General features: G+C 67.7%; 25 protein-coding genes. 10 read left to right on the forward strand and 15 right to left on the reverse strand.

Annotation, left to right across the window (positions count from 1 at the left end):
- Positions 1-42 precede the first annotated feature (42 nt).
- The 6 genes from WFQ67_RS18310 to WFQ67_RS18335 form a co-directional block, all read right to left on the reverse strand.
- Positions 43-792, reverse strand: coding sequence for a tRNA-dependent cyclodipeptide synthase (locus WFQ67_RS18310; protein ID WP_337057792.1), 750 nt, complete (start codon positions 790-792; stop codon positions 43-45).
- A gap of 4 nt (positions 793-796) precedes the next feature.
- Entirely contained in the window at positions 797-1,573 is a 777-nt protein-coding gene (locus WFQ67_RS18315; protein ID WP_337057793.1) for a 2OG-Fe(II)-dependent halogenase WelO5 family protein, read from the reverse strand.
- Between the two features lie 269 nt (positions 1,574-1,842).
- Positions 1,843-2,787 carry an aliphatic sulfonate ABC transporter substrate-binding protein gene (locus tag WFQ67_RS18320; RefSeq protein WP_337057794.1) on the reverse strand — a complete coding sequence of 315 codons (945 nt, stop codon included), beginning with the start codon at positions 2,785-2,787 and terminating at the stop codon, positions 1,843-1,845.
- Between the two features lie 2 nt (positions 2,788-2,789).
- The gene (locus WFQ67_RS18325) at positions 2,790-5,252 is read right to left on the reverse strand and encodes a TonB-dependent receptor plug domain-containing protein (RefSeq protein ID WP_337057795.1); all 2,463 of its coding nucleotides are present in this window, start codon (positions 5,250-5,252) and stop codon (positions 2,790-2,792) included.
- Positions 5,253-5,315: 63 nt separating this feature from the next.
- Positions 5,316-5,810, reverse strand: a complete 495-nt coding sequence (locus tag WFQ67_RS18330) for a RidA family protein (protein ID WP_044402848.1) — start codon at positions 5,808-5,810, stop codon at positions 5,316-5,318.
- A gap of 89 nt (positions 5,811-5,899) precedes the next feature.
- A complete protein-coding gene (locus tag WFQ67_RS18335) occupies positions 5,900-7,486 on the reverse strand; it encodes a flavin monoamine oxidase family protein (protein WP_268195322.1) in 1,587 nt (528 codons plus the stop codon).
- 636 nt (positions 7,487-8,122) lie between these two features.
- Here WFQ67_RS18335 and WFQ67_RS18340 point away from each other — a divergent pair.
- From WFQ67_RS18340 to WFQ67_RS18375, 8 genes are all read left to right on the forward strand, one after another.
- Positions 8,123-8,779 carry a YjfI family protein gene (locus WFQ67_RS18340; RefSeq protein ID WP_213624837.1) on the forward strand — a complete coding sequence of 219 codons (657 nt, stop codon included), beginning with the start codon at positions 8,123-8,125 and terminating at the stop codon, positions 8,777-8,779.
- Between the two features lie 26 nt (positions 8,780-8,805).
- Complete coding sequence (locus tag WFQ67_RS18345; RefSeq protein ID WP_021221891.1) at positions 8,806-9,510, forward strand: PspA/IM30 family protein; 705 nt, start codon at positions 8,806-8,808, stop codon at positions 9,508-9,510.
- 71 nt (positions 9,511-9,581) lie between these two features.
- Entirely contained in the window at positions 9,582-10,139 is a 558-nt protein-coding gene (locus tag WFQ67_RS18350; protein WP_213624839.1) for a rhomboid family intramembrane serine protease, read from the forward strand.
- A gap of 45 nt (positions 10,140-10,184) precedes the next feature.
- Complete coding sequence (locus WFQ67_RS18355; protein ID WP_213624840.1) at positions 10,185-11,210, forward strand: ion channel; 1,026 nt, start codon at positions 10,185-10,187, stop codon at positions 11,208-11,210.
- Positions 11,207-11,869, forward strand: a complete 663-nt coding sequence (locus WFQ67_RS18360; RefSeq protein ID WP_213624842.1) for a DUF2491 family protein — start codon at positions 11,207-11,209, stop codon at positions 11,867-11,869. Before WFQ67_RS18355 ends, WFQ67_RS18360 begins: the two co-directional genes overlap by 4 nt.
- A 16-nt stretch (positions 11,870-11,885) precedes the next feature.
- On the forward strand, positions 11,886-12,311 hold the full coding sequence (locus WFQ67_RS18365) for a DUF350 domain-containing protein (protein ID WP_213624844.1): 426 nt from the start codon (positions 11,886-11,888) through the stop codon (positions 12,309-12,311).
- A 25-nt stretch (positions 12,312-12,336) separates the two neighbouring features.
- Entirely contained in the window at positions 12,337-13,068 is a 732-nt protein-coding gene (locus tag WFQ67_RS18370) for a DUF1190 domain-containing protein (protein ID WP_213624846.1), read from the forward strand.
- 9 nt (positions 13,069-13,077) lie between these two features.
- A complete protein-coding gene (locus tag WFQ67_RS18375; protein ID WP_337057797.1) occupies positions 13,078-14,235 on the forward strand; it encodes a glutathionylspermidine synthase family protein in 1,158 nt (385 codons plus the stop codon).
- A gap of 327 nt (positions 14,236-14,562) precedes the next feature.
- Here WFQ67_RS18375 and WFQ67_RS18380 read toward each other — a convergent pair whose 3' ends face one another.
- The 8 genes from WFQ67_RS18380 to WFQ67_RS18415 all read right to left on the reverse strand — a co-directional run bounded on the left by WFQ67_RS18380 (position 14,563) and on the right by WFQ67_RS18415 (position 22,485).
- A complete protein-coding gene (locus WFQ67_RS18380) occupies positions 14,563-15,771 on the reverse strand; it encodes a dipeptidase (protein ID WP_337057798.1) in 1,209 nt (402 codons plus the stop codon).
- A 37-nt stretch (positions 15,772-15,808) separates the two neighbouring features.
- Entirely contained in the window at positions 15,809-16,762 is a 954-nt protein-coding gene (locus WFQ67_RS18385; protein WP_044402856.1) for an ABC transporter substrate-binding protein, read from the reverse strand.
- A gap of 15 nt (positions 16,763-16,777) precedes the next feature.
- Positions 16,778-17,611, reverse strand: coding sequence for a class II aldolase/adducin family protein (locus tag WFQ67_RS18390; RefSeq protein ID WP_074971354.1), 834 nt, complete (start codon positions 17,609-17,611; stop codon positions 16,778-16,780).
- 28 nt (positions 17,612-17,639) lie between these two features.
- Positions 17,640-18,584 carry a D-isomer specific 2-hydroxyacid dehydrogenase family protein gene (locus WFQ67_RS18395; RefSeq protein WP_337057799.1) on the reverse strand — a complete coding sequence of 315 codons (945 nt, stop codon included), beginning with the start codon at positions 18,582-18,584 and terminating at the stop codon, positions 17,640-17,642.
- A complete protein-coding gene (locus tag WFQ67_RS18400; RefSeq protein WP_337057800.1) occupies positions 18,581-19,780 on the reverse strand; it encodes an acyl-CoA dehydrogenase family protein in 1,200 nt (399 codons plus the stop codon). The genes WFQ67_RS18395 and WFQ67_RS18400 overlap by 4 nt, the downstream gene beginning before the upstream one ends.
- Positions 19,777-20,538, reverse strand: coding sequence for an ABC transporter ATP-binding protein (locus WFQ67_RS18405; protein WP_397468422.1), 762 nt, complete (start codon positions 20,536-20,538; stop codon positions 19,777-19,779). The genes WFQ67_RS18400 and WFQ67_RS18405 overlap by 4 nt, the downstream gene beginning before the upstream one ends.
- Positions 20,539-20,540: 2 nt before the next feature.
- Positions 20,541-21,377 (reverse strand): ABC transporter permease, encoded by an 837-nt coding sequence (locus tag WFQ67_RS18410; protein ID WP_083422403.1) that lies wholly within the window; start codon positions 21,375-21,377, stop codon positions 20,541-20,543.
- A 187-nt stretch (positions 21,378-21,564) separates the two neighbouring features.
- Complete coding sequence (locus WFQ67_RS18415; protein ID WP_021221877.1) at positions 21,565-22,485, reverse strand: LysR family transcriptional regulator; 921 nt, start codon at positions 22,483-22,485, stop codon at positions 21,565-21,567.
- A gap of 107 nt (positions 22,486-22,592) precedes the next feature.
- Here WFQ67_RS18415 and WFQ67_RS18420 point away from each other — a divergent pair, with 107 nt between their 5' ends.
- Both WFQ67_RS18420 and WFQ67_RS18425 read left to right on the forward strand, forming a co-directional pair.
- Positions 22,593-23,201, forward strand: coding sequence for a cysteine dioxygenase (locus WFQ67_RS18420; RefSeq protein ID WP_173175415.1), 609 nt, complete (start codon positions 22,593-22,595; stop codon positions 23,199-23,201).
- A complete protein-coding gene (locus WFQ67_RS18425) occupies positions 23,198-24,781 on the forward strand; it encodes a rhodanese-related sulfurtransferase (protein ID WP_337057801.1) in 1,584 nt (527 codons plus the stop codon). Before WFQ67_RS18420 ends, WFQ67_RS18425 begins: the two co-directional genes overlap by 4 nt.
- 115 nt (positions 24,782-24,896) lie before the next feature.
- Here the strand turns inward: WFQ67_RS18425 and WFQ67_RS18430 are convergent, their stop codons facing one another.
- Positions 24,897-25,166: a hypothetical protein gene (locus WFQ67_RS18430; RefSeq protein ID WP_111261850.1), complete on the reverse strand. Its 270-nt coding sequence runs from the start codon at positions 25,164-25,166 to the stop codon at positions 24,897-24,899.
- Positions 25,167-25,209 lie beyond the last annotated feature (43 nt).

Here is a 25,209-nt window from a genome sequence, read left to right on the forward strand (position 1 = left end):
ATTCATTCGCGATGGCGGCGTAAGCCGCCCTTCATGGAACAGTCAGATCGCAATCGCACTCCCCGCCCAGGCCGGGTGCACGGCGCCCGGGAGGGTGAAGGGGATCGGGATGCCGCGCTTCTTGAACTTCAGCGGCAGCCAGTGCACCCGGTCCGGCGCGTGTGGCTCGATCAGCAGGCGCCGGGCGGTGGCCATGGCGTTGGTCATCTGCTGCGGGTAGATCACGTAGTCGTAGCCCTCCTCCGCCCACAGCGGGAGGATGATCGGCACCTCCTCAAGGATGTACTCGCGGCACTGGGCGGCCGCGCGCTCGACGTCAGCCTCCGGGTCGCGCAATCGCAGGCGCTCGATGAACACGCCGATGGTGGCCTCGATGGCGCCGCGCAGGTCCTCGCTCTCGCGGTAGAGCCGGTCCACCTGCTGGCGCAGCTCCGCGTAGCGGTCGGAGGCCAGCTCCTGGTTCCAGCGGCTGATGGTCACCGGCGCCTCCAGGCCGGCCAGGTACTTGCGGTTGCGCGCCAGCCAGGCGTCGCCGTCGCGGATCGAGGCGGAGAGCGCCTCGCCCGGGGATTTGCCGTGCTTGTTGTGGCGCTGCAGGGTGTCGGCCACCACCACTTTCACCCGGCTGAAGCCGGACTTGTTGATCAGGTGCACGGTGGAACTGAGCTTCTGCTCCTCGTGGTACTCCTGGCCCACGCTCACGGCCAGCACGCAGCGCTTGCCGGTGAAGTCCAGTTCTTCGCCACCCTTGTTGAAATAGGCCTTGAGGTTGATCGCTTCCACATCGCTCATGTCTTTAGCTCCAGTAGGCAAGGGGCTGGTCGTCGCCGAAATAGCCGATGAATACGCCGAGGGTGACCCGGGTGGCGGTGGCCGAGGGGCGCACCGCGTGGATCAGCCGCGGGTTGAGGAAGATCAGGTCGCCGGGCTCGGGCTTGACCACCAGGTCCGGCGGCGGCAGCAGGTGCCGCTCGATGCCGTAGGCGCGCTCGCCGCGCAGTCGGTCGTACTCGATCTCGTCGGGGTGGATGCCCCAGATCTCCAGTTCGCCGCCGTCCTCGGGTATCTGCAGGTAGATGTTGGTGGAGAGCTGGGTCAGCAGCTTCGGCTCGTGGTCCTGGGGCGCATTGCGTTCCAGGTTGTCGGTGTGCGGGGTGAGGTCGACGCCGTTGCCCTGGAAGCGGGCGATGCCGACGAAGCACTTCTCGCCGTTCACATCCAGCAGCCGCGCGCCCTTGGGCCAGACCTCGTCGAGCAGCAGGCGCAGCTCGTCGATGGGCGATGCCAACGGGCTGAACACGCTGCGGATCTTGCGGATATTGGCGACGGCCTGGGCGTGGTAGTCGACCCGGCTGGCCTCGTCGCCGATTTCGATATAGGCCTTGCCCAGGCGCACGAACTCGGTCTGTTCGCTGAAGGCACCGCGCAGCTCGTGGCGGCTCAGGCGGTCGAGCGCCAGGGCCACGGTATCGGCCGAAGCGAAGCCTTTTATGAGAATCCCGTAAGTGCGGGCGTGGATAACATCGTGTATATGCGCTGCGGTCAATTCCTCGACCGTGGTAATGGTCAGCATGAAGACTCCTCGCGTATCCCTGGAAGTTGTCGTTCGTATTAACGGCAGGCGTCCCTGCCTGGTATGCATGCATGATCCGAGATCACCTGATCTGCATATTCAACAGGTCGCAACCACTTGTGAAATATCGATTTTCTCTAGCCTCCAAACTTTGTTTCCAATTAATAAGAAGTTATTCAAGGTCAGCCCTAAGCACTATTAACGCCACGCATGAAGATTATGAAAGTTACAGTTTGAAGTTGAACTTACGTGCAACTTACAACCGTCATTCATTGCACTTGTCGAGTCGAATTGAATTGCCGGTCCACCTGGTTTTCAGCCTCGAATCCCGGCCCGATCACGCCCTCGTCCCGGTACAGCCGGGCGGTGTCGGCGAGGTCCTGCACCAGGGCCTCGTCCACGTCCACCCGCCTGGGTTGCGAGTAGCGGTTGGAGCGCAGGTGCACCTCCAGCGGCAGGCCGCTCTGGCGCGCCTGGATCGCCGAGAAGGCCTCGACATGGGCGTTGGCCCAGTCCCAGGCGCGGCCGACGCGCTGGAGGAAGTCCCGCAGCTGCTCCGGCTTGTCGCGGATCGCCGCCGGGTTGGCCACCAGCAGCATGTTGCCGGCGAACAGCCCTTCCCCGCTGACCAGCACCCGCGTGCCGCCTTCCAGCTGCACCATGCTGGTGTACGGGTCCCAGGTGGCCCAGGCATCCGCCCCGCCGTTGGCCAGCAGGCTGCGGGACTCCCCCGGCTGCAGGAACACGAACGTGGCATCGCGCCCGCTGCGGCCCACCGAGCGCAGCGCCGCCAGCGCCAGGTAATGGCCGATGGAGCCGCGCGTGGTGGTGATGCGCTTGCCCACCAGGGACGCCGCCTCGGTGAGCGGCGAGCCCTCGGGCACGACGATGGCCACCGCCGTGGGCGTGACCTTCAGGCGCACCACGCCCACCGTCTTCAACCCGGCACCGGCCGAGGCGGCGAAGACGAAGGGCGCGACGCCCAGGGTGCCGACATCCACCGCGCCGGCGCTCAGCGCCTCGGCCGTGGGCGCCGCCGCGCCGAAGGCGGCGAACTCGATGGGGTACGGCACCGACTCCAGTTCGCCGGCGGCCTGCAGCAGCACCTGCAGCGAGTTCTTCTGGCTCGACACGCGCAGCGCCTCGGCGCCCAGCGCGGGGGCAGCCCCCAGCGCCAGGCACAGCAGGCCCGCCAGCAAACGGCCCTTGCCCATCATCAGAACGCCAGGCTCACGCGGCCGTAGTAGTAGCCGCCACCCAGGCCGTACGGGGAGAACATGCCGTACTCGTAGGTACCGGCCCAGGGCACGATGCCGATGCTGTCCGGGTATTCGTCGAACAGGTTGTTGGCGCCCAGGGCCACGGTGAGGTTCTGGGTGACGTCGTAGGCGACGTCGATGTCGGTGATCCACTTGGCGCTGTAGGTGCGGTCGTTGGCGGGGATGTTCGAGCCCTCGGTGTACTCGCCGTAGCGGGTCAGCGTCAGGTTCAGGGTCCAGTCGTCCACCTTGTAGTTGGTGTTGATGATCCACTTGTCCTTGGGCGTGGCCTTGGTCAGGTCGGTCTGCTGCTGGCGGTCGAACAGCACGTAGCCGGAACCCAGGCTGGAGAGCTCGGACGGCGTCTCGGCCAGGTCGCGGATGGTGGTCTTGTTGTGGTTGTAGGCCAGGCTCCAGCGCACCGTGCCGTACTCGTCCAGCGGTTGGCGGTACTCGGCCACCAGGTCGACGCCCTTGGTGCGAGTGTCGGCGGCGTTGGCGAAATACTGGCCGGAGAGGTTCGGCGACAGGCCGTTGGCCACCAGGATCGCCGATACCGCCGGGCCGGTGAGCACGCCGGTCTGCAGGATGCGGTCGTCGATGTCGATCAGGTAGAAGTCGGCGGTCAGGCGCAACCGGTCGGTGGGCTCGGCGGTGAAGCCCAGGCTGTAGTTGCGCGAAGTCTCCGGCTCCAGGGTCTCGGCACCGAGGGCGATGGCTTCCGGCGAGCCGGGGCGCATCTGCTTGGTACGCGCGGTGGTGGTGGAGCCGCCGGCACCGAAGAGGGTCACCGAGCTGGTGGAGGAGAACACGTTCTGCGCAAGGGACGGCGCGCGGAAGCCGTTGCTCACCGCCGCCCGCACCGCATAGCCCGGGGCGAACTCGTAGCGGGTGGTGAACTTGCCGCTGGTGGTCTCACCGATGTCCTGGTTGTACTTCTCGTGGCGCAGGGCGAAGGCGGTGTACCACTCGGGCGTGATGTTGAGGCCGAAGTCCACATAGGCGGCGCCGCTGTGGCGGATCATGTCGCCGGCGTCCTCGGGCGTGGTGCCGTTGACCGAGAACAGGCCCGGGTCGGGGCGCGTGCCGGCGCTGGGACCGCTGGGGATCACGTAGCTGCCGTAGTTGTAGGAGTTGGGTTCACCCTCGGTGAGCTCGTATTTCTCCCAGCGGTATTCGATGCCGAAGGAGGTTTCCAGCGGGCTGCTCCAACCGATGTCCAGCGCGCGGCTGAAGTCCAGGTTGGTGGTCCACTGGTCGAAGATCTCGTCGGTCAGGTGGAAGCGCCGCTGGCTCAACAGCGGGTTGTTGGAAAGGTTGAGGTTGTTGTCGGTGTAGAGCTCGGCCTTGTCGCGGCCGTAGGTGGTGGAGAGGTCCCAGTCCCAGTCGGCGGCCAGGCCCTTGAGCCCGCCGAGGAACTGGTAGTCGGTCTCCTCCACTTCACGGGTGGCCTGGCCGCCCTTGGGGTACGGCGCATTGGGCAGCCAGGTGGTGGCGGTGATGTCGGTGGGCGCGCGGTGGCCGAGCACCTTCTTGCCATCGCGGTAGCTGAGGGTGGAGAAGGAGTAGAGCTTGAGGTCATCGCCCAGCGGCAGCTCCAGGTTGTAGGCGCTGCTGTAGGTGCGGTCGCGGCCCAGGCCGTACTCTTCGCCCCACCCGTGGCGCTGGGTGATGCGCGGGTCGGGCTGGCCGTTGGCGAGGGTGCCGAAGTTGCCGCGCACCGCGCCGGCGCGGTCGTAGGGCTCCTGCACCTTGGCGTCGAAGGAGAGGTTGAAGAAGCCGCCCTCCCCCAGGCCGAAACCGAAGTTGGCGGCCTCGTGGCCGGTGGTGCCGTCACCGCTGTAGTACTGGCCGAGGGAGCTGTCCGAGGTGATCCCCTCGGCGTCCTTCTTGAGGATGATGTTGATCACCCCGGCGATGGCGTCGGAGCCGTACTGGGCGGCGGCGCCGTCGCGCAGCACCTCGATGCGTTCGATGGCGGCGGTGGGGATCAGGTCCAGGTCCACCGGCACGGCGGCGGTGCCGACCCGGGCGTTGTTGTTGATCATCGCGGTGTTGTGGCGGCGCTTGCCGTTCACCAGGATCAGCACCTGGTCACCGCCCAGGCCGCGCATGCTGATGCCGCGCACCAGGAAGGCGGTGCCGCCGCCGTTGATGGTGGGTGCGTTGAAGGACGGCAGCAGGCGCGTGAGCATGTCCTTGAGGCCGTTCTGGCCGCTGGTCTTCAACTGCTCGCCGGAGATCACGTCCACCGGCGCGGGACTGTCGGTCACGGTGCGCTGCTGGCTGCCGCGCACGCCGGTCACCACCACGGTGGACAGGGTCGGGTCGCTGGCGGCCACAGCCTCGCCGCCCAGGGCGAGGAGCAGCGCGGCGCTGAGGGGGGAAAGCGAGAAGGTCTTGCTGAAGGCGTTACGCATCACGGGACTTCCTGTAGGCGACCGCAACCCGGCCGCATCTGGCTCGATCTGTGGGGGATTGGGTCAGCGGGCCTTGGCGGCCACCGCCTCGACTTCGATCAGCGCGCCGGGCAACACCAGCCCGGCCACCTGCACCGTGGTGCGGGTCGGCTTCAGCGGCTGCTTCTCGCTGCCGAAGAACTGCCGGAAGCCGCGCTGCAGGCCTTCGAAGTCCATGCGCCCGTCCAGCTTCGGGTCGCCCACCAGGTACACCCGCAGTTGCACCACATCGCCCAGGCCGAGGCCGCGCGGGGCCAGGGCGGCCTCCACCTTGCGCAGCACGGCGACGGTCTGCGCCTCGGTGTCGCCGGCGGCGCGCAGGTCGTCCTTGGCGGCCTTGGGGTCGGCCGGGTCCGGCAGGATGCCGGAGACGAAGGTCAGCGCCGTGCCCGGCGGCAGGGTCGCCGACTGCAGGATCGGCGAGTTGGGATAGGTCGAGGGCACCCGCTCGATCTCCGCGGCCTGGCCGACGGTGGCGAAAAGGACCCCCAACCCCAGAAGGGCATGTTTGAAAGGCATCGCGAAAGCTCCAAGGTCTGTGTTGGCGCCAGCCTCGGAGGTCCGCTACCTGGCAGGTGGATCTGGTTATGGATGTGGCGCGGCGTGGTTCAGGCCGTTTGCCGGTGTTGCGACGTGCCTTGCGCACGCTCGAAGATGTTCCGCACCACGCGCCGGGCAGCGCCGGCGGCGGCCTCCTGCCAGATGCCCACGCCGCTGTGGGCGAGGCCGTCGCTGGTCAGGTGCACGCGGCCCTGGGCCTGGTTGAGCAGGCCGTAATCCGGCTCCGCTACCTCGTGGCTGATCCAGGGGCCGAGGCTGTGGGGAATGCGGTTCCAGGCGATGGCCAGCGGCTTGCGCAGGTCCTGCCCGTGGCCGGGATGCAGCAGCTCCACGGCCTGGCGCGACAGGGCGATCTGCTCGTCGATGGTCTTGTCGCCGAATTTGCGCGCCACCTCGCCGTTGTTGTACGCAGCGATGAGGATGCCCTCGGCCTGGTTGAAGCCACCGCTGGGGTACCAGAGCCCGGAGGCCTCCTGGTTGATGAAGGAAAGCCCGCCGTAGATCTGGTAGTCGGTCTCCCAGAAGCGCCGCGACTGCCAGGCCACCTTGTTGGCGTAGCCGAACTGCACCGCCGAGATCGCCTGGCGCACCGGGGCGGTGAAGTTGCTGTCGACCTTCGCCAGCAGCGGCAGCGGCAGCGCGATCACCGCGTAGTCGCTGGTCACCTGCTGCTCGCGGCCGCTGCGGCGGTCGCGGTAGCCGATCTCCACGCGGTCCTCGTGGTTGCGGATGGAGCGCACCTCCGCGCCCAGGCGCAGGGACGGCTGCAGGTGGCGCTGGAAGGCCGCCGGGATGCGGTCCATGCCGCCCACCGGCTGGAACATGGTGGGCGAGAACTCCGGGTATTCGTCGATCATCAGCGCGGTGCCCAGGGCCGGGTTGAGCAGCGTGCGCAGCGGCAGCGGCTCGTTCTTCTGCGCCAGCTGGTCGCCGGCACCGGGCCACACCTTGTAGCCGGAGCGCGCCGAGCCGAGGTAGTCGAGCTTCTCCGACAGGTCGCCCCAGGTCTTGAGGAAACCCAGCAGGTTCTGCCGGTCGGCTGCGTTCAGCTCCTGGTCCAGGGCCTGGCGGTTGACCGCCTTGGCCAGCAGCTCGGCGATGTGGCCACGGCTGTCGTTCACCGCCTGGCGGATCTGCATCGGCGGCGCGGACAGGTCCGGGCGCACCAGGGCGTTGCGGCTGGTGTTGACCAGCACCTCCAGCTCCACGCCCAGCTCGCGGCAGTAGCCGAGCATCAGCTGGTGGTGGCTGGGCAGGCGCGCGGGGCCGGCGTTGAAGTAGAAGCCTTCGTCGAAGTCGGCGACCTGGGTGGTGCCGTCGGTGTACTCGACGCGATCGCCACGGCGCAGCGTCCAGTTGCGCCCGCCGACCCGCTCGCGGGCCTCCAGCAGGGTCACGGCGAAACCGGCCTTGCGCAGCTCGTAGGCCGCCACCAGCCCGCCGATGCCGGCGCCGACCACGGTGACGCTGGCGCCCTGCCCCAGCCCGCTGGCCGGTTGCAGCGCCGCGTAGTTCTCCTGGCTGGCACCCGTGGCCGGGCTCATCACCCCGAGCACACCCATGGCCGCCATGGCGGCGCGGTAGCCCCCAACGGCACCGATACGGGCGATGAGCTGTCGTCTGGTCAAAGGCATTGCAGGCACTCTCCTTGATTCCCTTCCACCAGGCACGGCTCGCCCGATGGCGCCCTTCCCTGGCTGCATCCGGATATCGCATCCGGTTATAGATTCACATCCAAGAGCTTCGAAATCGCTCTATGTGGAGCCATCCTATGGGGCGGAATTTGATAAGAGAAATACATTTTGAGCATATGCAAATATTAAAATGTTTCATTTTTATCAATCTGCATATTGCGTGAAACGCATAATCATCTTGAAACATCATGCCCGCGTGCCACAGGCTACGGGCGGCGTGGTGTTGGCGGGAGCGCGGAGCTGACGAGACGGGATGGCGATCGTAGGAGCGAGCTCTGCTCGCGAAGGGCGTGGCACCACCGTAGGTTGGGCTGAGGCACGAAGCCCAACGTTGCGGGGTTGGAATCGTTGCGTTGGGCCTCGCTGCGCTCGGCGCCAACCTACGGTCTACCGTCTGTAAATTCCGGCATGGGTTTCGCTTCGCTCGCGCAACGCCGCCCTACCCATCCTAAGGTCTGCTCCAAAAAATCCGACAAAAACCCTTACATGAAAGATTTAAAAATCTTTCATGTAAGGAATTGCGCGACAGCAGAAATCACCCTACTCTGCGCAGCACACCCTTGAGGAGGAACACAGATGCCTCGCAAGACCACTACGGACAAGGCCGCCAAGAAGCCCTCCAGCACCGCTGGCAAGTCTTCCGCCGACTACGTCCGCGACATGAGGAACCGGCTCCGCGAAGCGGGGTTGGTGAAACGCGAGTTCTGGATACTTCCCGAGAACGTGAACGCCCTGAAGGGCATCGAGAGAGCTTTACGGCAGCCCTTCCTGGGCGACCGAGTCAAACTGGAGGACTACATGACCGAGAACAGCAACTGGACCCTCAGCTCGCTTCACAACGCCCTGGCCGAACTGGCCCTGGTGACGTCCGGCGAGATCCTGCTGAGCGTCATCGACGGCGAGCAGGCCGGGCTCAGGCTGACCATGAGCGAGTACGGCGACCTGCCGATCTACCTGGCAGTCGAGGGTGACCACATCATGGTCGACGCCACCCTGGTGCCGCTTGACCTGGTGGAGGATGCAAAGGAGTTCAACGCACTGGTGCTGCGTACCCGGGACCTGTTCCCGCTGTCCTCGGTCGGCGTCGAGGTTATCGACGGCCAGGAGGTGTACTCCATGTTCGGCGCCCTCAGCGCCGCCTCGTCGCTTACCGTCATCGTCCAGGAAATCTACACCCTGGCGGAAAACGTGATCCGCGCCGTCGAAGCCTTCGAAGACCACTTCAAGGCTTGACCGAATCCATTCAAGGAGAAGTTTTCATGAGTATCTGGAAGAAGATCATCACCGCCGTTCGTGGCGGCGCCTCCGAAGTCGGCGAAGCCATCGTCGACGCCAACGCCATCCGCATCCTCGAGCAGGAAATGCGTGACGCCGACCGCGCGGTGCTGCAGGCCAAGAACGGCCTGGTGGACATCAAGGCCAAGCAGAAACTGTCGCAGCAACGCCTGGAAAGCCTCAACGGCGACGTCGCCAACTGGGAAGCCAAGGCCACCTCAGCCCTGAACAAGGGCGAAGAAGGCCTGGCCCTGGAATGCGCCAACCGCATCGCCGAGATCGAGGCCCAGCGTGACCAGGAGCGCAACCAGTCCGAGCAGTTCGGCAAGCAGGCCGACCTCCTCCACGCCCAGGTCAACAAGGCCGAAGGCCAGCTCAAGAGCCTGAAGCAGCAGATCGAAATGGCCAAGGCCCGCGAAGTGGTGCAAAAAGCCCGCGTCGCCACCGCCGAAGCCACCGGTGGCGCCAACGGCAAGGTGGAGTCCGCCCTGGACAGCCTCAACCGCCTGCGCCAGCGCCAGGACGAGCAGGATGCCCGTCTGGCCGCCGCCGAAGAGCTGCAGACCGCTGCCAACGGCGGTGACCTGGAGCGTCGCCTGCAGGAAGCCGGCATCGGCGCCCAGAGCGGCAGCGGTGCCGATGTACTGGCCCGCTTGAAAGCCAAGCAAACCCCGGACGGATCGCAGTAGAATCCGCGCCCGGCAGGCGACCCCGGTCGCCTGCCCACCACCTACCCGCAAATGGAGTTCGGGGAACGCAGATGGAAACAGGCAAGCGACTCAGGGTCATCCTGGCACTGGCGGCGATGATGGCCGTGGTCCAGGTGATCAATACCCTCACCGCCAACAGCCTGGTCCACCATGGCATCCTCCCGCGCACCCTCAGCGGGCTCCAGGGGCTGATCTTCGCGCCCTTCCTGCACGGTTCCTTCGCTCATCTGCTGAGCAACCTGCCACCCTTCATCATCCTCAGCTGGTTGGTGTCCACCGAGGGGCTCGGGCGTTATGTCCGCGTGGCCCTGCTGGTGAGCATCCTCGGCGGCGGCATGGTCTGGTTGTTCGCCCGCAACAGTCTGCACATCGGCGCCAGCGGCCTGATCTTCGGGCTCTGGACCTACCTGTTGGCCCGCGCCTGGTACCAGCGCAGCATCGCCAGCCTGCTGGTCGCCCTGGTGGCCCTCGCCGGCTACAGCGGCCTGGTCTTCGGCTTCATCCCCACCCCGGGGATATCGGTGGAATCGCATATCGCCGGAGCCGTCGCCGGTTGCATCGTCGCCTGGCTGATGCACTCGAAGTCGCTCCTCGAAACCGCCCACTGACCCCGCCCCCTGAACCACTCGAAAAGGATCAATGGAGTTGATTCCATGTCGCTGATCTTGCTGTTGCGGCACCAAACCTCGGCCTTCTTCCAGCGCTTCGGCTGGGCCGGCATCGGCTCGCTGCTGGCCATCCACTACCTGGCGTCCTACCTGCTCCTGGCGCTGGCCGGTGAGCAGCACCTGCTGCAAGGGCAGGACTTCACCTATTTCTATTTCACCACCGCGACGACCGTGGGCTATGGCGACCTCTCCCCCAAGAGCGCCTTCGGCAAACTCGTCACGGCACTGTGGATCATGCTGGGCGGCATCGCCCTGCTCACTGCGGTCATCGGCAAGGCATCGGCTTCGGTCGGCGAACTCTGGAGAAAGAACATGAAAGGCCTGGGCGACTACTCCAACCTCAAGGGCCACACCGTCCTCATCGGCTGGGAAGGCGAAGCCAGCGAGCGCATCGTCGAGCTGCTCTACCAAGACGAAGCCACGCGGGACGACAGCCTGGTGATCTGCGACGCGCTGATCGAGGAAAACCCTCTGCCCGGCCGCGCCTCCTTCGTCCGTGGTGATTCGCTGGACAACCCCGTGCTGCTGCGCCGCGCCGGCATCGAGAGCGCCGAGCGCATCCTTGTGCACACCCGCTCCGACAGCCTGACCCTGGCCATCGTCCTCACCATCAAGGCGATCGGCACGCGCGCCCATGTGGTCGCGCACTTCAACGACTCCGAGCGCGCCGCCCTCGCCCGCCGCTACGCCCCCGAGCTGGAGTGCACCTCCAACATGGCCATCGAGATGCTGGTGCGCGCCTCCCAGGACCCGGGCTCCAGCGCCGTGGTCACCGAGCTGCTGTGTGTCGGCGACGGCGCCACCCAGTTCCGCCATGTACTGCCCGAGGGTTTCAGTGGTACCTGCGGCGAGCTGTACATCCGCCTGCGCCAGGACCACGACGCCACCCTCATCGGCTACCGCGCCTCAGGCTCCAGCCGCTTCGAGATCAACCCCGCCAACGCGCTGGAAATCCGCGGTGGGGAAATCTTCTACATCGCCAGTGAACGCCTGGAGGAGAACGCACTATGAGCAAACTCAAGCGCTGGCTGGGCCTGGAACCGCCGCTGCCTTCCAGCGACGCGCACCGCCACCCCAGTGACAGCCGCCCTCTGGGGCTGGCAGCGGGCCGCATGCTCTGCCTGAACCCTTCGCTGGCGACGCTGCTCGACGGCCAGTCCCACGTCACCCTCCCCGGCGACGAGAAGATCTGGGCCGTCGGCACCATCGAGCTTGGCCAGTCCACGCGGATCAAGCGCTACTACCTGGACAATGAGGATTACTTCCTGCAAGTGATCATGAACGGCCCCCAGGACAGCGACATCGAGGCGGTGATCCTGTTCGGCTACCACCAGGTCACCCCCATCAACAGCCGCGAGGAACTGCTGCGCCTGGCCGGGCCCAATGCCCGCATCGGCATGCAGGTCTACGAGCTGGAGGGCGAGGAATACGGCCGCCAGTGGGGCAGCGAAGACGGCCAGACCGAGCTGGTGCCCATGCACGAGTACGTGGTCAGCCCCGAAGCCAGTTATGGCGTGGTGCATCAGAGCATGCTCTACGCCCGCGAGATCGGCTTGCTCAACCGGAGGGAGTTCCTGCTCTTCTCGGTGGAGGAAGACGAAGAAGGTGCCATCGCCCTGACCACCGCGGTGGGCGTGACACTGCAGATCACCGACATCCAAGTTCTCTGACCAAGGAAGATCCACCATGCTCGACGCGCTGCGCATGTCGCTCAACTCAACCGCCGTCATCGGCTTCGTCATCTACATCCTGGTGGCGGCGGCCCTGTTCGCCCTGTTCCAGTTCATCTACACCCGCGTCACCCCGCACCGCGAGTTCGCCCTGATCCGCGAAGGCAACAGCGCAGCGGCCATCGCCCTGGGCGGCTCGCTGATCGGCTTCGCCCTGCCGGCCAGCAACATCATCACCTACAGCGTCAGCGTCCTCGATTTCGTGGTCTGGGTAGTGATCGCCGCCGTCGTCCAGCTGCTGGCGTTCTTCGTCACCAGCCTGGTGCTCAAGGACCTGCCCGGCCGCATCGCCCGTGGCGAGTACGCCGCCGCCATCTACTCCGGCGCCGTGGCCGTCAGCATCGGCCTGCTCAACTCCGCCTGCATGACCCCTTCGACCTGATCCCCGGCCGCGCAAGGAAATCCAGATGAGAAAGCGCAATTCCATCCAGCTGGTGCTCGCCGGCACACTGCCGCTGGCCCTGGCCGGCTGCAACGACCCGCAGGACACCGTGCAGATCAGCGCCACCAAGACCTTCAAGAACGTGCAGGCCTGCGTGGCCGACAAGTTCCCGGTCGACGTCTGCTCGGACGCCTACATGACCGCCATGGCCGACCACAAGCTGATCGCCCCCACCTACGACAGCCAGGCCGCATGCGACGCCGACTTCGTGCCCGACTACTGCCAGCCCACCTCGGGCGGCAAGTTCATGCCGCGCCTGGCCGGCTTCGAACTGTCGATGACCAATGAGGTCTCCCGCGCCAGCTACGAGCAGGCCGAGCAGCAGGTGGTGCACAGCACCGGCCACAGCGACAACGGCCTGATCACCGGCATCCTCATCGGCCAGATGATGGGCAGCGGTGGCAACCACTACTACTCGCAGCCGATCTACCGCTACCGCGACGCCCGTGGCAGCTACAGCACCTCCACGCTGTCCCGGCAGATCGAACAGGGCAAGACCTTCAGCCGCTCCAACCAGGCGCGCAACAGCCCGACCTCGACCTACACCCAGCAGACCCTGGGCAAGAGCCTGAGCAGCAAGACCGGCAAGGGTGGCTCGGCGGTGGCCTCGACCATCTCCCGTGGCGGCTTCGGCTCCGAGGCCAACGCACGCGGTGGCTGGGGCGGCAAGACCGGCGGCTTCGGGTTCGGTGGCTAAGGACTGCAGATGAAAAAGATCAGCATCGAAGAACGCCCGGGCTGGCAGGCGCAGGTGGAGCGTGAGGGCTTCCTGTTCCACACCATCGACGGCGAACGCTACTGGGACGAGCGCGGCTACTACCTGTTCACCCGCGAGCAGGTGACCCGCGATATCGAGCAACCCACCCGCGAACTGCACGAGATGTGCCTGGACGTGGTCGATCGCGTGGTGGCGAGCGAGGAGCTGCTCAGCGGCCTGGCCATCCCCCCGGCGTTCTTCGATCTGGTCCGCACCTCCTGGCTGGAGGGGCACCCACACCTCTACGGGCGCATGGACTTCAGCTACGACGGCAAGGGACCGGCCAAGCTGCTGGAGATCAACGCCGACACGCCGACCTCGCTGCTCGAATGCGCCTCGGTGCAGCTGCTCTGGCTGGAAGACCAGATACGTCGCGGCGCCCTCCCCGCCGAGGCCGATCAGTTCAACACCCTGGCCGAAGACCTGATCCGCGCGCTGGGCACCTTCCGCAAGGACATCCCCTTCCACTTCGCCGCCATCGCCGGCTCCATCGAGGATCGCGGCACCACCGACTTCCTTGCGCAGATGGCCCGGCTGGCCGGCATCGATACACGGCACATCGACATCGAGGATATCGGCCTGAACGGCGACGGCCGCTTCGTCGACCTGCAGGGGCAGTGGATTCCCCGGCTGTTCAAGCTGCACGCCTGGGAGCACATCTTCAGCGAGGCGTTCGGCAAGGCCGTGCCGGGCTGCGACACCCAGTTCGTCGAGCCGGCCTGGAAGTCGATTATCAGCAACAAGGGCATCCTGCCGCTGCTGTGGAAATTCAACGAGGGCCACCCCAACCTGCTGCCCACCCAGGTCGACGCCAACCCGCACACACCGGTGCCCCGGGGCTGGGTGCGCAAGCCGTTCTTCTCCCGCGAGGGCGCCAACATCGAGATCCGCACCCAGCAGGACGAAGTGGTGGTGCAGGACGGCCCCTACACCGACGCCCCCTACATCCTCCAGCAGTTCTCGCCCCTGCCCCGCTTCGGCGACAGCTACACACTGATCGGCTCCTGGATCGTCGGCGATACCGCCTCCGGCATGGGCATCCGCGAGGACGACAGCCTCATCACCAAGGACACCAGCCGTTTCCTGCCCCATGTGGTGATGGATTGAGTTGCCGAGGCTGGCGCGCTCCCTCGTAGGATGGCGTAGAGCGAAGCGAAACCCATCAGCGACGTCAGCATGGGTTTCGTACCTCTACCCATCCTACGAAGCCAGCACCGAGGCACTCACCGTAGGTTGGGCTGAGGTACGAAGCCCAACATGACCAGGCCCAGCATCACACCGTTGGGCCTCGCTGCGCTCGGCACCAACCTACGGGCTGAAACCTGGGCTACCGTCTCGTCACCGGCCGCCTTGAGGGCGTCCGTAGGATGGCGTAGAGCGCAGCGAAACCCATCGGCGACGTTCGTGCCTCACGGAGATGCCGCCCGCCCCATCCTACGGAGCAGTTCCGGCAGCTTCGGCAGCGGCCAGTACTCGCAATAGATTTCCACCCCAGATGGCAGCGAGGTCCTGCTCGCTGTAGCCGGCGGCGAGCAGGCGTTGGCTGATGCGTGGCAGGTCGCTGACATCGCGCAGGCCTTCCACGCCGCCGCCACCGTCCCAGTCGGCGCCGATGCCGACGTGTTGCGGGCCGACCACGTCGAGGATGTGCAGCAGGTGCGCCATGAAGTCGTCCAGGCGCGTGGGCGGCAACGGGTAGCGGGCATCGGCCTCGCGGATGCGTCGGGCGAGGTTGGCCACCTGCTCCGGGGAGAGGCTGGCGGCCAGGCGGAACTCGCGGTACAGCGGCGCCAGGACCTTGTCCCGCTCGGGGTTTGGCGGCCGGGGGACCAGGTCGCTGGGGAAGCTGTTGACCTGTATCACGCCGCCCTTTTCCGCGAGCCTGCGCAGCCGCGCGTCGTCGAGGTTGCGCGGGTGCGGGCCGATGGCGCGGGCGCCGGAGTGCGAGGCGATCACCGGCGCGCGGGACAGCGCCAGCACCTGGTCGAACACCGCATCGGAGGCGTGGGACACATCGATGAGAATCCCCAGCCGGTTGGCCTCCCCCACCAGTGCGCGCCCGGCCGGGCTGAGGCCGTGCCATTCCGGCAAGGCGGTGGCCGAGTCGGCGAATGAATTGTTCTGCGCGTGCACCAGGCCGAGCATGCGCAGCCCCAGGCGCTGGTAGGTGGCCAGACGGCCCGGGTCGGCAGCCAGGGGCTCGGCGTTCTCCATGCTGATCAGCACCACGCGGCGGCCCGAGGCGACGATGCCCGGCACCTCCTGCGCGCGGGTGGCCAGGGCGAATTCATCGGGCCGCGCGGCGACCATGTCGCGGATGCGGGTGATCACCGCCAGGCCGTGTTCGCTGGCCAGGGTGCGCCCCTCTGCCGTGCGCGGGCCCTGGGGCGTGAACACGGCGAAGAAGCCGCCATCCAGCCCGCCCTCGCGCATGCGCGGCAGGTCGACCTGGGACAGGTCGTCGGCGTAGCGGTGGCGCTGGCTGATGTCCCAGCCGGGCCGCGCCAGTTGCATGGGGGTGTCGAGGTGGCTGTCGAGCACCAGCAGCCGCTCGTGGAGGGCGCGGATAGCGGGCGGGACGTCGGCGGCCTGGGCGCTGCCGGTGAGCAGTGCCAGGGCGATCAGGGTTGGCTTGAGGTGCATGGAACCGATCCTTGGATGCCTGGGATACGTGACGGGCTCAACCCCAGCGGAAGCTTCGATCCCAAAGCGGCGCTACGTCCAGCCGCTGCGGCAGCACACCGGCCTCGAAGAAGGTGTCGGCCACGGCCTGCTGGGAACGCACGGCGGCGTCGTCCACTGCCTGCAGCACGCGCGGCCCGCTCTGGGCCTTGTACTGGGCGAGGAACACCTCGCGGGGGATGCCGAGGATCTTCTCGCTCTTCGCCGCCCAGGCCTCCGGGTTGTGCTGCACCCATTGCCAGCTGCGGTACTCGCGCTGGACGTAGTCCTCGATGGCGGCGCGCTTGCCCGGGTCGTCGATGGCGCGCTGGTTGGCGGCGATCACATAGTTGCCGGAGAGATAGCCCTGCCCCGTGCGCAGCACCCGCGCACCGCTGCGCAGTTCGGCCAGCTGGATGAAGTAGCCGAAGGTCACCCAGACATCCAGGTTGCCGTTCTGGAAGGCGGCGAAACCGTCCTGGGGCGTCAGCGCGAAGGGCTGGATATCGGCCAGGGTCAGGCCCTGCTCCTTCAGCGCACGCAGCAGCATGTAGTGCGACGAGGTGGAGCGGATGTAGCCCACACGCTTGCCCGGCAGCTCCGCAAGGGACTGCATGGCCGAGCCCTTGGGCACCACGAAGGCCTGGTTGTTGACGTCGCCGGTGAGCACGGCGATGAGCTTCACCGGCGCCTGGTTCCTGATGCCGAAGATGGGCGGGATCTCGCTCATGGGCGCGAGGTCCAGGGTGCCGCTGATCAGTGCCTCGAATCCGAGGTTGCCGCCGTTGAATTCGGCGTACTTCACCGCATAGGGCGGGCGCTCGATGCCTGCCTCGTCGAAGAAGGTGGGCGCGGCGCCCTTGTAGGTGGCCACGTTGAGGCCGATGCCGTTCCAGTCCCGGGCGAAGGCCGTGGGCAACGCGCAGGCGAGCCCGGCCAGGGCGGAGTACTGGAGGAAGTGACGGCGGTTCATGGGGGCTCCTTGCAATCAGTCGAGGAAGTCGGGCTCGTCGCGCAACAGGCGGTCCCAGTAGGGCTGGAAGCTGAACCAGCCGCCGAATTCGGTGCCCACCTGGCGCGCGGTGTGTTCGGCCACGGCCGGGGGAATGGGCCGGGGCGTGCCGGCGGCCTCGGCCAGCAGCTGGGCGTGGGCGGCGTTGTCCAGGGCGATGAAGCGCCAGACGGCTGCCTCCACGGTGCGGCCGACGGTGAGCAGGCCGTGGTTCTGCAGGATCAGCGCGACGTTGCTCGGCCCCAGGGTGGCGGCGATGCGCGCGCCCTCGCTGGCTTCCAGCACCACGCCGGTGAAGTTGTCGAACAGCGCGTGCTTGCCGTGGAAGGCGCAGGCGTCCTGGGTCAGCGGGTCGAGCAGGCGCCCGAGGCTGGACCAGGCCTTGCCGTACAGCGAGTGGGCGTGGGCGGCGGCGACCACGTCCGGCCGGGCCTCGTGCAGCGCGGCATGGATGGCGAAGGCGGCGAGGTTGAGTGCGCCCTGCCCTTCGACGATCTCGCCGTGGGGATTGACCAGTAGCAGGTCGGACACGCGGATATGGCCGAAGTACACGCCCACCGGGTTGACCCAGAAGTGGTCGGGAAACTCCGGGTCGCGCACGGTGATGTGCCCGGCGCCGCCCATGTCGAAGCCGTGGCGGGCGAACAGGCGGAAGGAGCCGGCCAGGCGCTGCTTGCGCAGCAGGCGCTCGGCCTCGACCGTGGGCTGCTGCGGCGGCTCCTGCCAGCGGAATACGGTGTGGCCGTCGCGGGGCAGCGAGTAGGCCGTGGGTTGCGGGGTGCCGGTGAGGCCGGTCAGCCTGGCGGTCATGCGGTTTCTCCTTGAAGGGCCGGCGGGCTCAGTAGCCACGCGCGGCCTGCACCAGGTTCTCCAGCGGTTGCCCGCTGTGGAAACGTTCGAGGTTGCGCGCCAGCAGCGCTACGAGGTTGCGGTACACCTGCGGCGTGTTGGCCGAGGTGTGGGGGCTCAGCCGTACACGGGGATGGCTGTAGAACGGGTGCCCGGCCGGCAGCGGCTCGGGGTCGGTGACATCGAGGCTGGCCAGGGCCAGGCGCCCATCGTCCAGGGCCTGGAGCAACGCGGCCTGGTCCACCAGGGCGCCGCGCGCGACGTTGATCAGGTGCAGGCCGGGGCGCGCCGAGGCCAGGGTCTCGCGGTTGACCACATAGTGCGTCTCGGCGGTGGCGGGCGCGGCCAGCACCAGGTGATCGGCGCGGGCGAAGAGTTCATGGATGTCGCCGGCACGCTGCACGCCGTCCAGGCCGAAGGGCTGGGGCGAACGGCGCAGGGCGAGCACCTGCATGTCCAGCGCCAGGGCCTTGCGCGCCAGGTCCCGGGCGATGCTGCCGAAGCCGTAGAGGCCGAGGGTGCTGCCGGCCAGGGACGCCAGCGGGCGTTGCCGCCAGGCGTCGGCGCTGTCGATCCACAGCTCGGGCAGCTGCTTGGCGGCGGCGAAGATGGCCGCCAGGGCGAACTCGGCGATGCTGCTGGCAGTGGCGCCCCGGGCGCTGGCCACCGGCGGGCCGTCGAACAGCCAGGGCGGGAAGAAATCCAGCCCCGAACTCACCAGTTGCACGAAGCCCAGGCCGAAGGGCCAGCCGGGCGGCGGCTCGGCGGCGTTGCGCCAATCGGCGTGAGGCGCGGCGAGCAGCACCTGTATGTCCGTCGGCAGCGTGCTGGGCACTCCGCGAGGCAGGTCCAGCACCTCCACGCCCGGCAGGCGCGCGCGCAGCAGGTCGTTGAAGGTGCCGTCCAGCTGGCTGGCGATGCGCGCCCGGCTCATGCCTGCCCGCCCCGGCTGGGCAAGGCGAAGGCGGCGCGGCCGGCGGCGCCGAGCACGGCGTCGTTCTGCGGGGTGTGGATGCGGCTGCAGAGCACGTCGCGGTAGTGCCGCTCCAGTGGGTTGCCCCGGGCCAGGGCCGGGTTGCCGATGGCTTCCACGCCCAGCTCCACGGCGGTGATGGCCTGGGTGGTGACCAGGTACTTGACCTGGGTCGCCTCGCTGGCAGGGATGCGGCCTTCGGCGGCGGCGTCGAGCAGCACGCGGTTGGACAGCAGCAGTGCGTCGATGCGCCCCACCAGCTCCTGGAAGCGCGGCAGGCTGGAGAGCGGCGCGCCGAGGTTGGCCGGCGTGCGCTCGGCCAGCCAGCCCACCAGCCAGTCCCGGGCGGCACGGGCGACGCCGTCGTAGATGCTGGAGAGCAGCACGGCGAGCCAGAGCACGCCGCTGGAGTCCAGCTCCGAGGGGCGCGGCTGGCTGGCGGGGAGGATGTCCACGGCGTATTCGTCGGGCACCAGTACGTCGTCGAAGACCACGTCGTGGCTGCAGGTGGCGCGCATGCCCAGGTGGTCCCAGGTTTCCTCGATTCGGATGCCCGGCGTGTCGCGGTGCACCAGCCAGGTGCCGACGCGGGGCTCGGCTTCGTCGCTGCGCGCCCACACAGACAGCCAGGTGAGCCCGGGGATGCCGGTGGAGTAGATCTTCCGCCCGCTGATGCGCCAGCCTTCGGGCACGCGCCGGGCGATGGTGCCCGGCAGGCCGCCCCGGGCGGGGGTGCCCAGGTCCGGCTCCACGCGCAGGGCGTTGATCAGCGCGCCCTCTTCCACCGCCTCGCGGGCCAGGCGCAGGCGCAGGTGCTCGGGCCAGGCCTGGTTGGCCTGCAGGCGCGCGTGCTGCAGGTACTGCATCACCAGCACCAGGGCGGTGGATGGCTCGCCCCGCGCCACGGCGGCGATCACCCGGCGCGCCTGGGCCAGGCTGGCCTCGCTGCCGCCGAGGCGACGCGGCACGGTGAGGGCGATGAGGCCGTGCTCGTGCAGGCGGCGCAGGTTGGCGTAGGGGAATTCGCCGTGGCGGTCGTAATGGGCGGCGCTGGCGGCGAACTCGTCGCTGAGCTGGGCTAGCAGGTCGGCGAAGGCCGGGGAATCGAGGTCGGGCACGCGGGCCGTCTCCTTGGCGGTTTTCAGGTCGAGGCTCATCGTTGGGCGGTCCGTGCGAGGGTGTGGACGAAGGGGCTGGCCGGCGCTTCGACGCCGAGCAGGGTGAGCAGGTGCTGGCGCAGCTCCTGGAAGCCGCGGCTGGCGACCTCGCGCGGCCGTCCCAGGCGGATGGGAATCTGCTCGGCGATGCGCCCGGCCTCCAGCACGACGACGCGATCGGCCAGCAGCACGGCCTCGTCGACGTCGTGGGTGACCAGCAGCACCGAGGGCTGGTGGGTGCGCCACAGCTCGATGATCAGCTGGTGCATGCGGATGCGGGTCAGGGCGTCCAGCGCGGCGAAGGGCTCGTCCAGCAGCAGCAACTCCGGCTCGCGCACCAGGGCGCGGGCCAGTGCCACGCGCTGCGCCTCGCCGCCGGACAGGGTGCCGGGCCAGGCGTCGAGGCGGTGGCCCAGCCCCACTTCCTGCAAGGCGGCCAGGGCGCGGGTCTGCGGGTTGGCGCCGCGCAGGCCGAGGGCGACGTTGCGCCAGGCGCGCTTCCAGGGCATCAGCCGGGGCTCCTGGAACACCGCCGCGTGGGCCTCGGGCACCTCCAGCGTGCCGCCGTCCACCGCGTCCAGCCCGGCCAGGGCGCGCAGCAGGGTGGTCTTGCCCGAGCCGCTGCGCCCCAGCAGGGCGACGAATTCGCCGGCACCCAGCTCCAGGTCGAGGCCGTCGAGCACGGCCTGGCCGGCGAAGCGACGGGTCAGCCCGCGCACGCGCACCGGCGGGCGCAGGCGTTGCAGCGCAACATCCATGGTCAGTTCCTTATGAAGGTGGGGCGCCAGGCCAGGGCCAGGCGTTCGAGCAGGCGCACCAGGGCGTCGATGGACAGGCCCAGCACGCTGTAGACGATGAGGCAGATGACGATCACGTCGGTGCGCATGAAATCGCGGGCGTCGTTGACCAGGTAACCGAGGCCGGCGCTGGCGTTGATCTGCTCCACCACCACCAGGCCGAGCCAACTGATGCCGAAGGCGTAGCGCAGGCCGACGAAGAAGGACGGCAAGGCGCCGGGCAGGATGACGTGGACCACCAGTTCGAGGCGGCTGAGGCCGAACAGGCGCCCCGCCTCCACCAGCTTGGGATCGACGCCGCGGATGCCGGAGAACAGCGTGAGGTAGACCGGGAAGGTGGTGCCGAGGGCGATCAGGGCGATCTTCGGCGTCTCACCCACGCCGAACCAGAGGATGAACAGCGGCACGATGGCCAGGAACGGCAGCGTGCGCAGCATCTGCACGGGGGAATCGATGATCAGCTCGCCCCGGCGCGACAGGCCGGCCAGCAGGGCCAGCACGGTGCCGAGGGACACGCCTATGGCCAGCCCGCTGAGGGCGCGCTTGAGGGACACCCAGAGGTGCCCGGCCAGCTCGCCGCTGGCGATCATCTGCCAGAGGGTGTCGCCGATGGCGCTGGGCGCGGCGATGATGCGCGCCGGCAGCAGGCCCGTGCGGGAGGCCAGCTCCCAGAGCAGGAGCAGCACCAGCGGGCTGACCAGGCGCAGGCCGAGGTTGCTCCAGCCCTTCCAGCGCAGGGGCGCCAGCAGGGCCGTCAGTGCGGTGCCCGGGGGCACCAGGGCGTTGCTTCGCCGGGACATTCCTTCTCCTCGCTCGGGGCCTTTCCAATGGTCGGGGGCCGCAGGCGGGAGGTTGGATCGAGCCCGCTGCAGCCTGGCTTGACCCACATGCTATCCATCTAAAAAACCGCAGTGAAATTCGATCTGGTTCTAATCTAATATACAAATCGCGCATCTAACCAATGCAGTTACATGCAAGATACTTTGGTTATGAGCCTGCCGCGGCCCCCTCCTCCGCCTGGTGCGCCACGCGCTGGGCCACGGTCTCACCGAACAGCGCCACCGGCGCCTGCAGGTTGCCGAGGAAGCGCGGGTGGATCAGCCACAGGTCGATCACCGGCTTGAAGTCGCTCACCGGCACCACCTCCAGCCGCTCGCGGTGGCGGCTGTTCTCCAGCAGCGGGCGCGGCACCAGGCCGAAGCCCAGGCCATTGGCGATCAGCCCCAGCTGCAGCTCGGTGCCGAAGGTTTCCAGGTTGATGCGCAGCGACAGCCCCTCGTCGCTCAGGGCCCGTTGCAGGCCGGCGCGGAAGCCGCAGCCATCGGGGTTCAGCACCCAGCCGCGCTGGTAGCAGTCGGCGAGCTTGCAGGAGCGCTTGCGCACCTCGCCCTTGGCCGCGACCACCACCAGGTCCATGCGTGCCAGGGAGCGCCCGACGATGCCTTCGGGGAACACCTTGCCCGCCGGGAACAGCGCCGCCACGGCGTCCAGCTCGCCGTTCTCCATCTTGCCCAGCAGGTGGCTGCCCCAGCCGGTGGAGACCTGGGTCTGCAGGTCCGGGTAGAGGGTCTTGAGCTGGCTGAGGGCGTCCAGCAGCACCACGTCGCCCACCGTCTGTGGCACGCCCAGGCGCAGCACGCCGCTGGGGGAGGAATCGCTCAGCACCAGTTCGCGCAGGGCGTCCATCTCGCGCAGCACCGAGCGGCACTGCTCGTACACGCGCATGCCCATGGGCGTGGGCTTCAGCGGCTTGGTGTTGCGGTCCAGCAGGCTGACGCCCAGGGCCTCCTCGAAATTCTGCACGCGCCGGGTGATGGCCGGCTGGGTGAGCTGCAGGGACTCCGCCGCCTGGCTGATCGACTGGCTGCGGATGACGGCCACGAATGCATCGATATCATCTATCTTCATTCTATATTCGCATAATAAATGGCTGGAAGAATACGCAAGAAGAATAATATCTTTTGCCCCGGCACGGTAGCGGTTACCGCTGCGCACTCACGGACATCGAGGGAACCATGTCTCAAACGCCCAACCTCGGACGGCTACGCGGCTTCATCGTCGACCTCGCCGACCTCCTCGCCCAGGCACCGGACGAGCCACGGATACTCGACCAGGGCGCCGCGCTGCTGCGCGACCTGGTGAGCACCGACGACTGGCTGCCGGACGCCTACGCCCAGCCCAGCCCGGAGCGCTACCAGCAGTACCTGCTGCACGCGGACTCGCGCCAGGCCTTCTCCATCGTCAGCTTCGTCTGGGGCCCCGGCCAATCGACCCCGGTGCACGACCACCGCACCTGGGGGCTGATCGGCATGCTGCGCGGCGCCGAACTCAGCCAGGGCTTCGCCCGCAACGCCGACGGCAGCCTGCGGCCCCAGGGCGCGGCCGAATCCCTGCAGCCGGGCGACGTGGTCGCCGTGTCCCCCCGGGTGGGCGACATCCACCAGGTGCGCAACGCCTTCGAGAACCGCACCTCCATCAGCATCCACGTGTACGGCGCCAACATCGGCGCGGTGCGCCGCGCCGTCTATGCCGAGGGCGGCGTCGAGAAGCCCTTCATCTCCGGTTATTCCAACCTCCACCTGCCCAATATCTGGGACCTGTCGAAAGAGAGCCTGGCGCCATGAGCCGTATCCCCCTTCGCCGTTTTGCCGACATCCGCTCCGCCCTCCTCGCCCACGAGGAAGTCGCCCTCATCGACCTGCGCGAGGAGGCCCCTTTCGCCGAGGCGCACCCGCTGTTCGCCGCCAATATCCCGCTGTCCAAGCTCGAACTGGAAGTGCTCGACCGCGTGCCCCGCCGCGACACCGCCGTGACTCTCTACGACGACGGCGAAGGCCTGGCCGAACGCGCCGCCGAGCGCCTGCTGCAACTCGGCTACAGCGACGTGGCTCTGCTGGAGGGCGGCCTCGCCGGCTGGCGCGAGGCCGGTGGCGAGCTGTTCCGCGACGTCAACGTGCCCAGCAAGGCCTTCGGCGAACTGGTGGAAAGCCAGCGCCACACGCCCTCCCTCGCCGCCGAGGAAGTGAAGGCGCTGCTGGACGCCAAGGCCGACGTGGTGGTGCTCGACGCCCGCCGCTTCGACGAGTACCAGACCATGAACATCCCCGGCTCCATCAGCGTGCCCGGCGCCGAACTGGTGCTGCGCGTGCGCGAACTGGCGCCGGACCCGAGCACCCGGGTGATCGTCAACTGCGCCGGGCGCACCCGCAGCATCATCGGCACCCAATCCCTGGTGAACGCCGGCATCCCCAACCCGGTGGCCGCCCTGCGCAACGGCACCATCGGCTGGACCCTGGCCGGGCAGACGCTGGAGCATGGCCAGCAACGGCGCTTCACCGAGGTCGACCAGCAAACCCGCGAACAGGCCGCGCAGGCAGCCCGCGCCGTGGCCGACAAGGCTGGCGTACGCCGCGCCGACCTCACACAGCTGCACGACTGGCACGCCGAGCCCGGCCGCACCACCTACCTGTTCGACGTGCGCACCGAAGAGGAATACCGCACCGGCCACCTGCCCGGCGCCCGCTGGGTCGCCGGCGGCCAGCTGGTGCAGGAGACCGACCACTACGCCAGCGCGCGCGGCGCGCGCATCGTGCTGGCCGACGACGACAGCACCCGCGCCAACATGACCGGCTCCTGGCTGGCGCAACTGGGTTGGGAGGTGCATGTGCTCGATGGGCTCACGGCAGCTGACTTCAGCGAGAGCGGCGCCTGGCGCCCCACCCTGCCCGCCCTGCCCCAGGTCGAAGCCATCGCCCCGCAGACCCTGGCCACCTGGCTGGAGCATGGCGACACGGTGGTGCTGGACTTCACCGCCAGCGCCAACCACGTCAAACGCCACATCCCCGGCGCCCGCTGGGTGCTGCGCGCCCAACTGCGCGACGCCCTCGCCACGGCTCCGAAGGCCGAGCGCTACGTACTCACCTGCGGCAGCGGCCTGCTGGCCCGCTTCGCCGTGGACGAAGTGGCCGCCATCACCGGCAAACCCGCCTTCCTGCTCGACGGCGGCAACACCGCCTGGGCCGACGCCGGCCTGCCGGTGGAAGCCGGGGAAAGCGGCCTGCTGTCACCGCGCATCGACCGCTACCGCCGCCCCTACGAAGGCACCGACAACCCGCGTGAGGCCATGCAGGCGTATCTGGATTGGGAGTTTGGGTTGGTGGAGCAGTTGGGGCGGGATGGGACGCACGGGTTCTTTGTGGTGTGAGGAGGACGCTGAGTGCCTGCTCTCTGCCAGGAGCAGGCACTCACGTCAGTTGATTGGAATGGACACCAGCTGCCTATGGCAGCCCATCAACTCTCTCTGGCCTTCCCAAGCAGGCTTATCGCTCTGACGCTTCGTATGTGTAGTTCTCGGCGATGATTCGGGTTGCAAAACCTACAAGACCCGCAGCACTAAACATCAGGACGAAAATCCAGGGCCATAGGAATCTGTACCAGTTGTCATGCCTCAGATTAAGCAGAGCCATGACCAGCGCGATCAGGGCAATCAGCCCGTACCCATTGATTGAAATGAAGAAAATGATAATGAAAAGAAAAGATGACTTGTGCCACGGGGTCTCCAGCACAGGATTCTTTGGTTCTTCTTTCATGAGGGCACTTGTATGTGGCGGAATTTGTTCCGCTCTCCTGTTG

The organism is Pseudomonas sp. USHLN015, assembly GCF_037153275.1.
Lineage (GTDB): Bacteria > Pseudomonadota > Gammaproteobacteria > Pseudomonadales > Pseudomonadaceae > Metapseudomonas > Metapseudomonas tohonis.

What these genes read in the sequence shown, in the direction of transcription:
- WFQ67_RS18310 (WP_337057792.1), bottom strand. Translation starts at nt 792, where the DNA reads ATGAGCGATGTGGAAGCGATCAACCTCAAGGCCTATTTCAACAAGGGT.
- WFQ67_RS18315 (WP_337057793.1), bottom strand. Translation starts at nt 1,573, where the DNA reads ATGCTGACCATTACCACGGTCGAGGAATTGACCGCAGCGCATATACAC.
- WFQ67_RS18320 (WP_337057794.1), bottom strand. Translation starts at nt 2,787, where the DNA reads ATGGGCAAGGGCCGTTTGCTGGCGGGCCTGCTGTGCCTGGCGCTGGGG.
- WFQ67_RS18325 (WP_337057795.1), bottom strand. Translation starts at nt 5,252, where the DNA reads ATGCGTAACGCCTTCAGCAAGACCTTCTCGCTTTCCCCCCTCAGCGCC.
- WFQ67_RS18330 (WP_044402848.1), bottom strand. Translation starts at nt 5,810, where the DNA reads ATGCCTTTCAAACATGCCCTTCTGGGGTTGGGGGTCCTTTTCGCCACC.
- WFQ67_RS18335 (WP_268195322.1), bottom strand. Translation starts at nt 7,486, where the DNA reads ATGCCTTTGACCAGACGACAGCTCATCGCCCGTATCGGTGCCGTTGGG.
- WFQ67_RS18340 (WP_213624837.1), top strand. Translation starts at nt 8,123, where the DNA reads ATGCCTCGCAAGACCACTACGGACAAGGCCGCCAAGAAGCCCTCCAGC.
- WFQ67_RS18345 (WP_021221891.1), top strand. Translation starts at nt 8,806, where the DNA reads ATGAGTATCTGGAAGAAGATCATCACCGCCGTTCGTGGCGGCGCCTCC.
- WFQ67_RS18350 (WP_213624839.1), top strand. Translation starts at nt 9,582, where the DNA reads ATGGAAACAGGCAAGCGACTCAGGGTCATCCTGGCACTGGCGGCGATG.
- WFQ67_RS18355 (WP_213624840.1), top strand. Translation starts at nt 10,185, where the DNA reads ATGTCGCTGATCTTGCTGTTGCGGCACCAAACCTCGGCCTTCTTCCAG.
- WFQ67_RS18360 (WP_213624842.1), top strand. Translation starts at nt 11,207, where the DNA reads ATGAGCAAACTCAAGCGCTGGCTGGGCCTGGAACCGCCGCTGCCTTCC.
- WFQ67_RS18365 (WP_213624844.1), top strand. Translation starts at nt 11,886, where the DNA reads ATGCTCGACGCGCTGCGCATGTCGCTCAACTCAACCGCCGTCATCGGC.
- WFQ67_RS18370 (WP_213624846.1), top strand. Translation starts at nt 12,337, where the DNA reads ATGAGAAAGCGCAATTCCATCCAGCTGGTGCTCGCCGGCACACTGCCG.
- WFQ67_RS18375 (WP_337057797.1), top strand. Translation starts at nt 13,078, where the DNA reads ATGAAAAAGATCAGCATCGAAGAACGCCCGGGCTGGCAGGCGCAGGTG.
- WFQ67_RS18380 (WP_337057798.1), bottom strand. Translation starts at nt 15,771, where the DNA reads ATGCACCTCAAGCCAACCCTGATCGCCCTGGCACTGCTCACCGGCAGC.
- WFQ67_RS18385 (WP_044402856.1), bottom strand. Translation starts at nt 16,762, where the DNA reads ATGAACCGCCGTCACTTCCTCCAGTACTCCGCCCTGGCCGGGCTCGCC.
- WFQ67_RS18390 (WP_074971354.1), bottom strand. Translation starts at nt 17,611, where the DNA reads ATGACCGCCAGGCTGACCGGCCTCACCGGCACCCCGCAACCCACGGCC.
- WFQ67_RS18395 (WP_337057799.1), bottom strand. Translation starts at nt 18,584, where the DNA reads ATGAGCCGGGCGCGCATCGCCAGCCAGCTGGACGGCACCTTCAACGAC.
- WFQ67_RS18400 (WP_337057800.1), bottom strand. Translation starts at nt 19,780, where the DNA reads ATGAGCCTCGACCTGAAAACCGCCAAGGAGACGGCCCGCGTGCCCGAC.
- WFQ67_RS18405 (WP_397468422.1), bottom strand. Translation starts at nt 20,538, where the DNA reads ATGGATGTTGCGCTGCAACGCCTGCGCCCGCCGGTGCGCGTGCGCGGG.
- WFQ67_RS18410 (WP_083422403.1), bottom strand. Translation starts at nt 21,377, where the DNA reads ATGTCCCGGCGAAGCAACGCCCTGGTGCCCCCGGGCACCGCACTGACG.
- WFQ67_RS18415 (WP_021221877.1), bottom strand. Translation starts at nt 22,485, where the DNA reads ATGAAGATAGATGATATCGATGCATTCGTGGCCGTCATCCGCAGCCAG.
- WFQ67_RS18420 (WP_173175415.1), top strand. Translation starts at nt 22,593, where the DNA reads ATGTCTCAAACGCCCAACCTCGGACGGCTACGCGGCTTCATCGTCGAC.
- WFQ67_RS18425 (WP_337057801.1), top strand. Translation starts at nt 23,198, where the DNA reads ATGAGCCGTATCCCCCTTCGCCGTTTTGCCGACATCCGCTCCGCCCTC.
- WFQ67_RS18430 (WP_111261850.1), bottom strand. Translation starts at nt 25,166, where the DNA reads ATGAAAGAAGAACCAAAGAATCCTGTGCTGGAGACCCCGTGGCACAAG.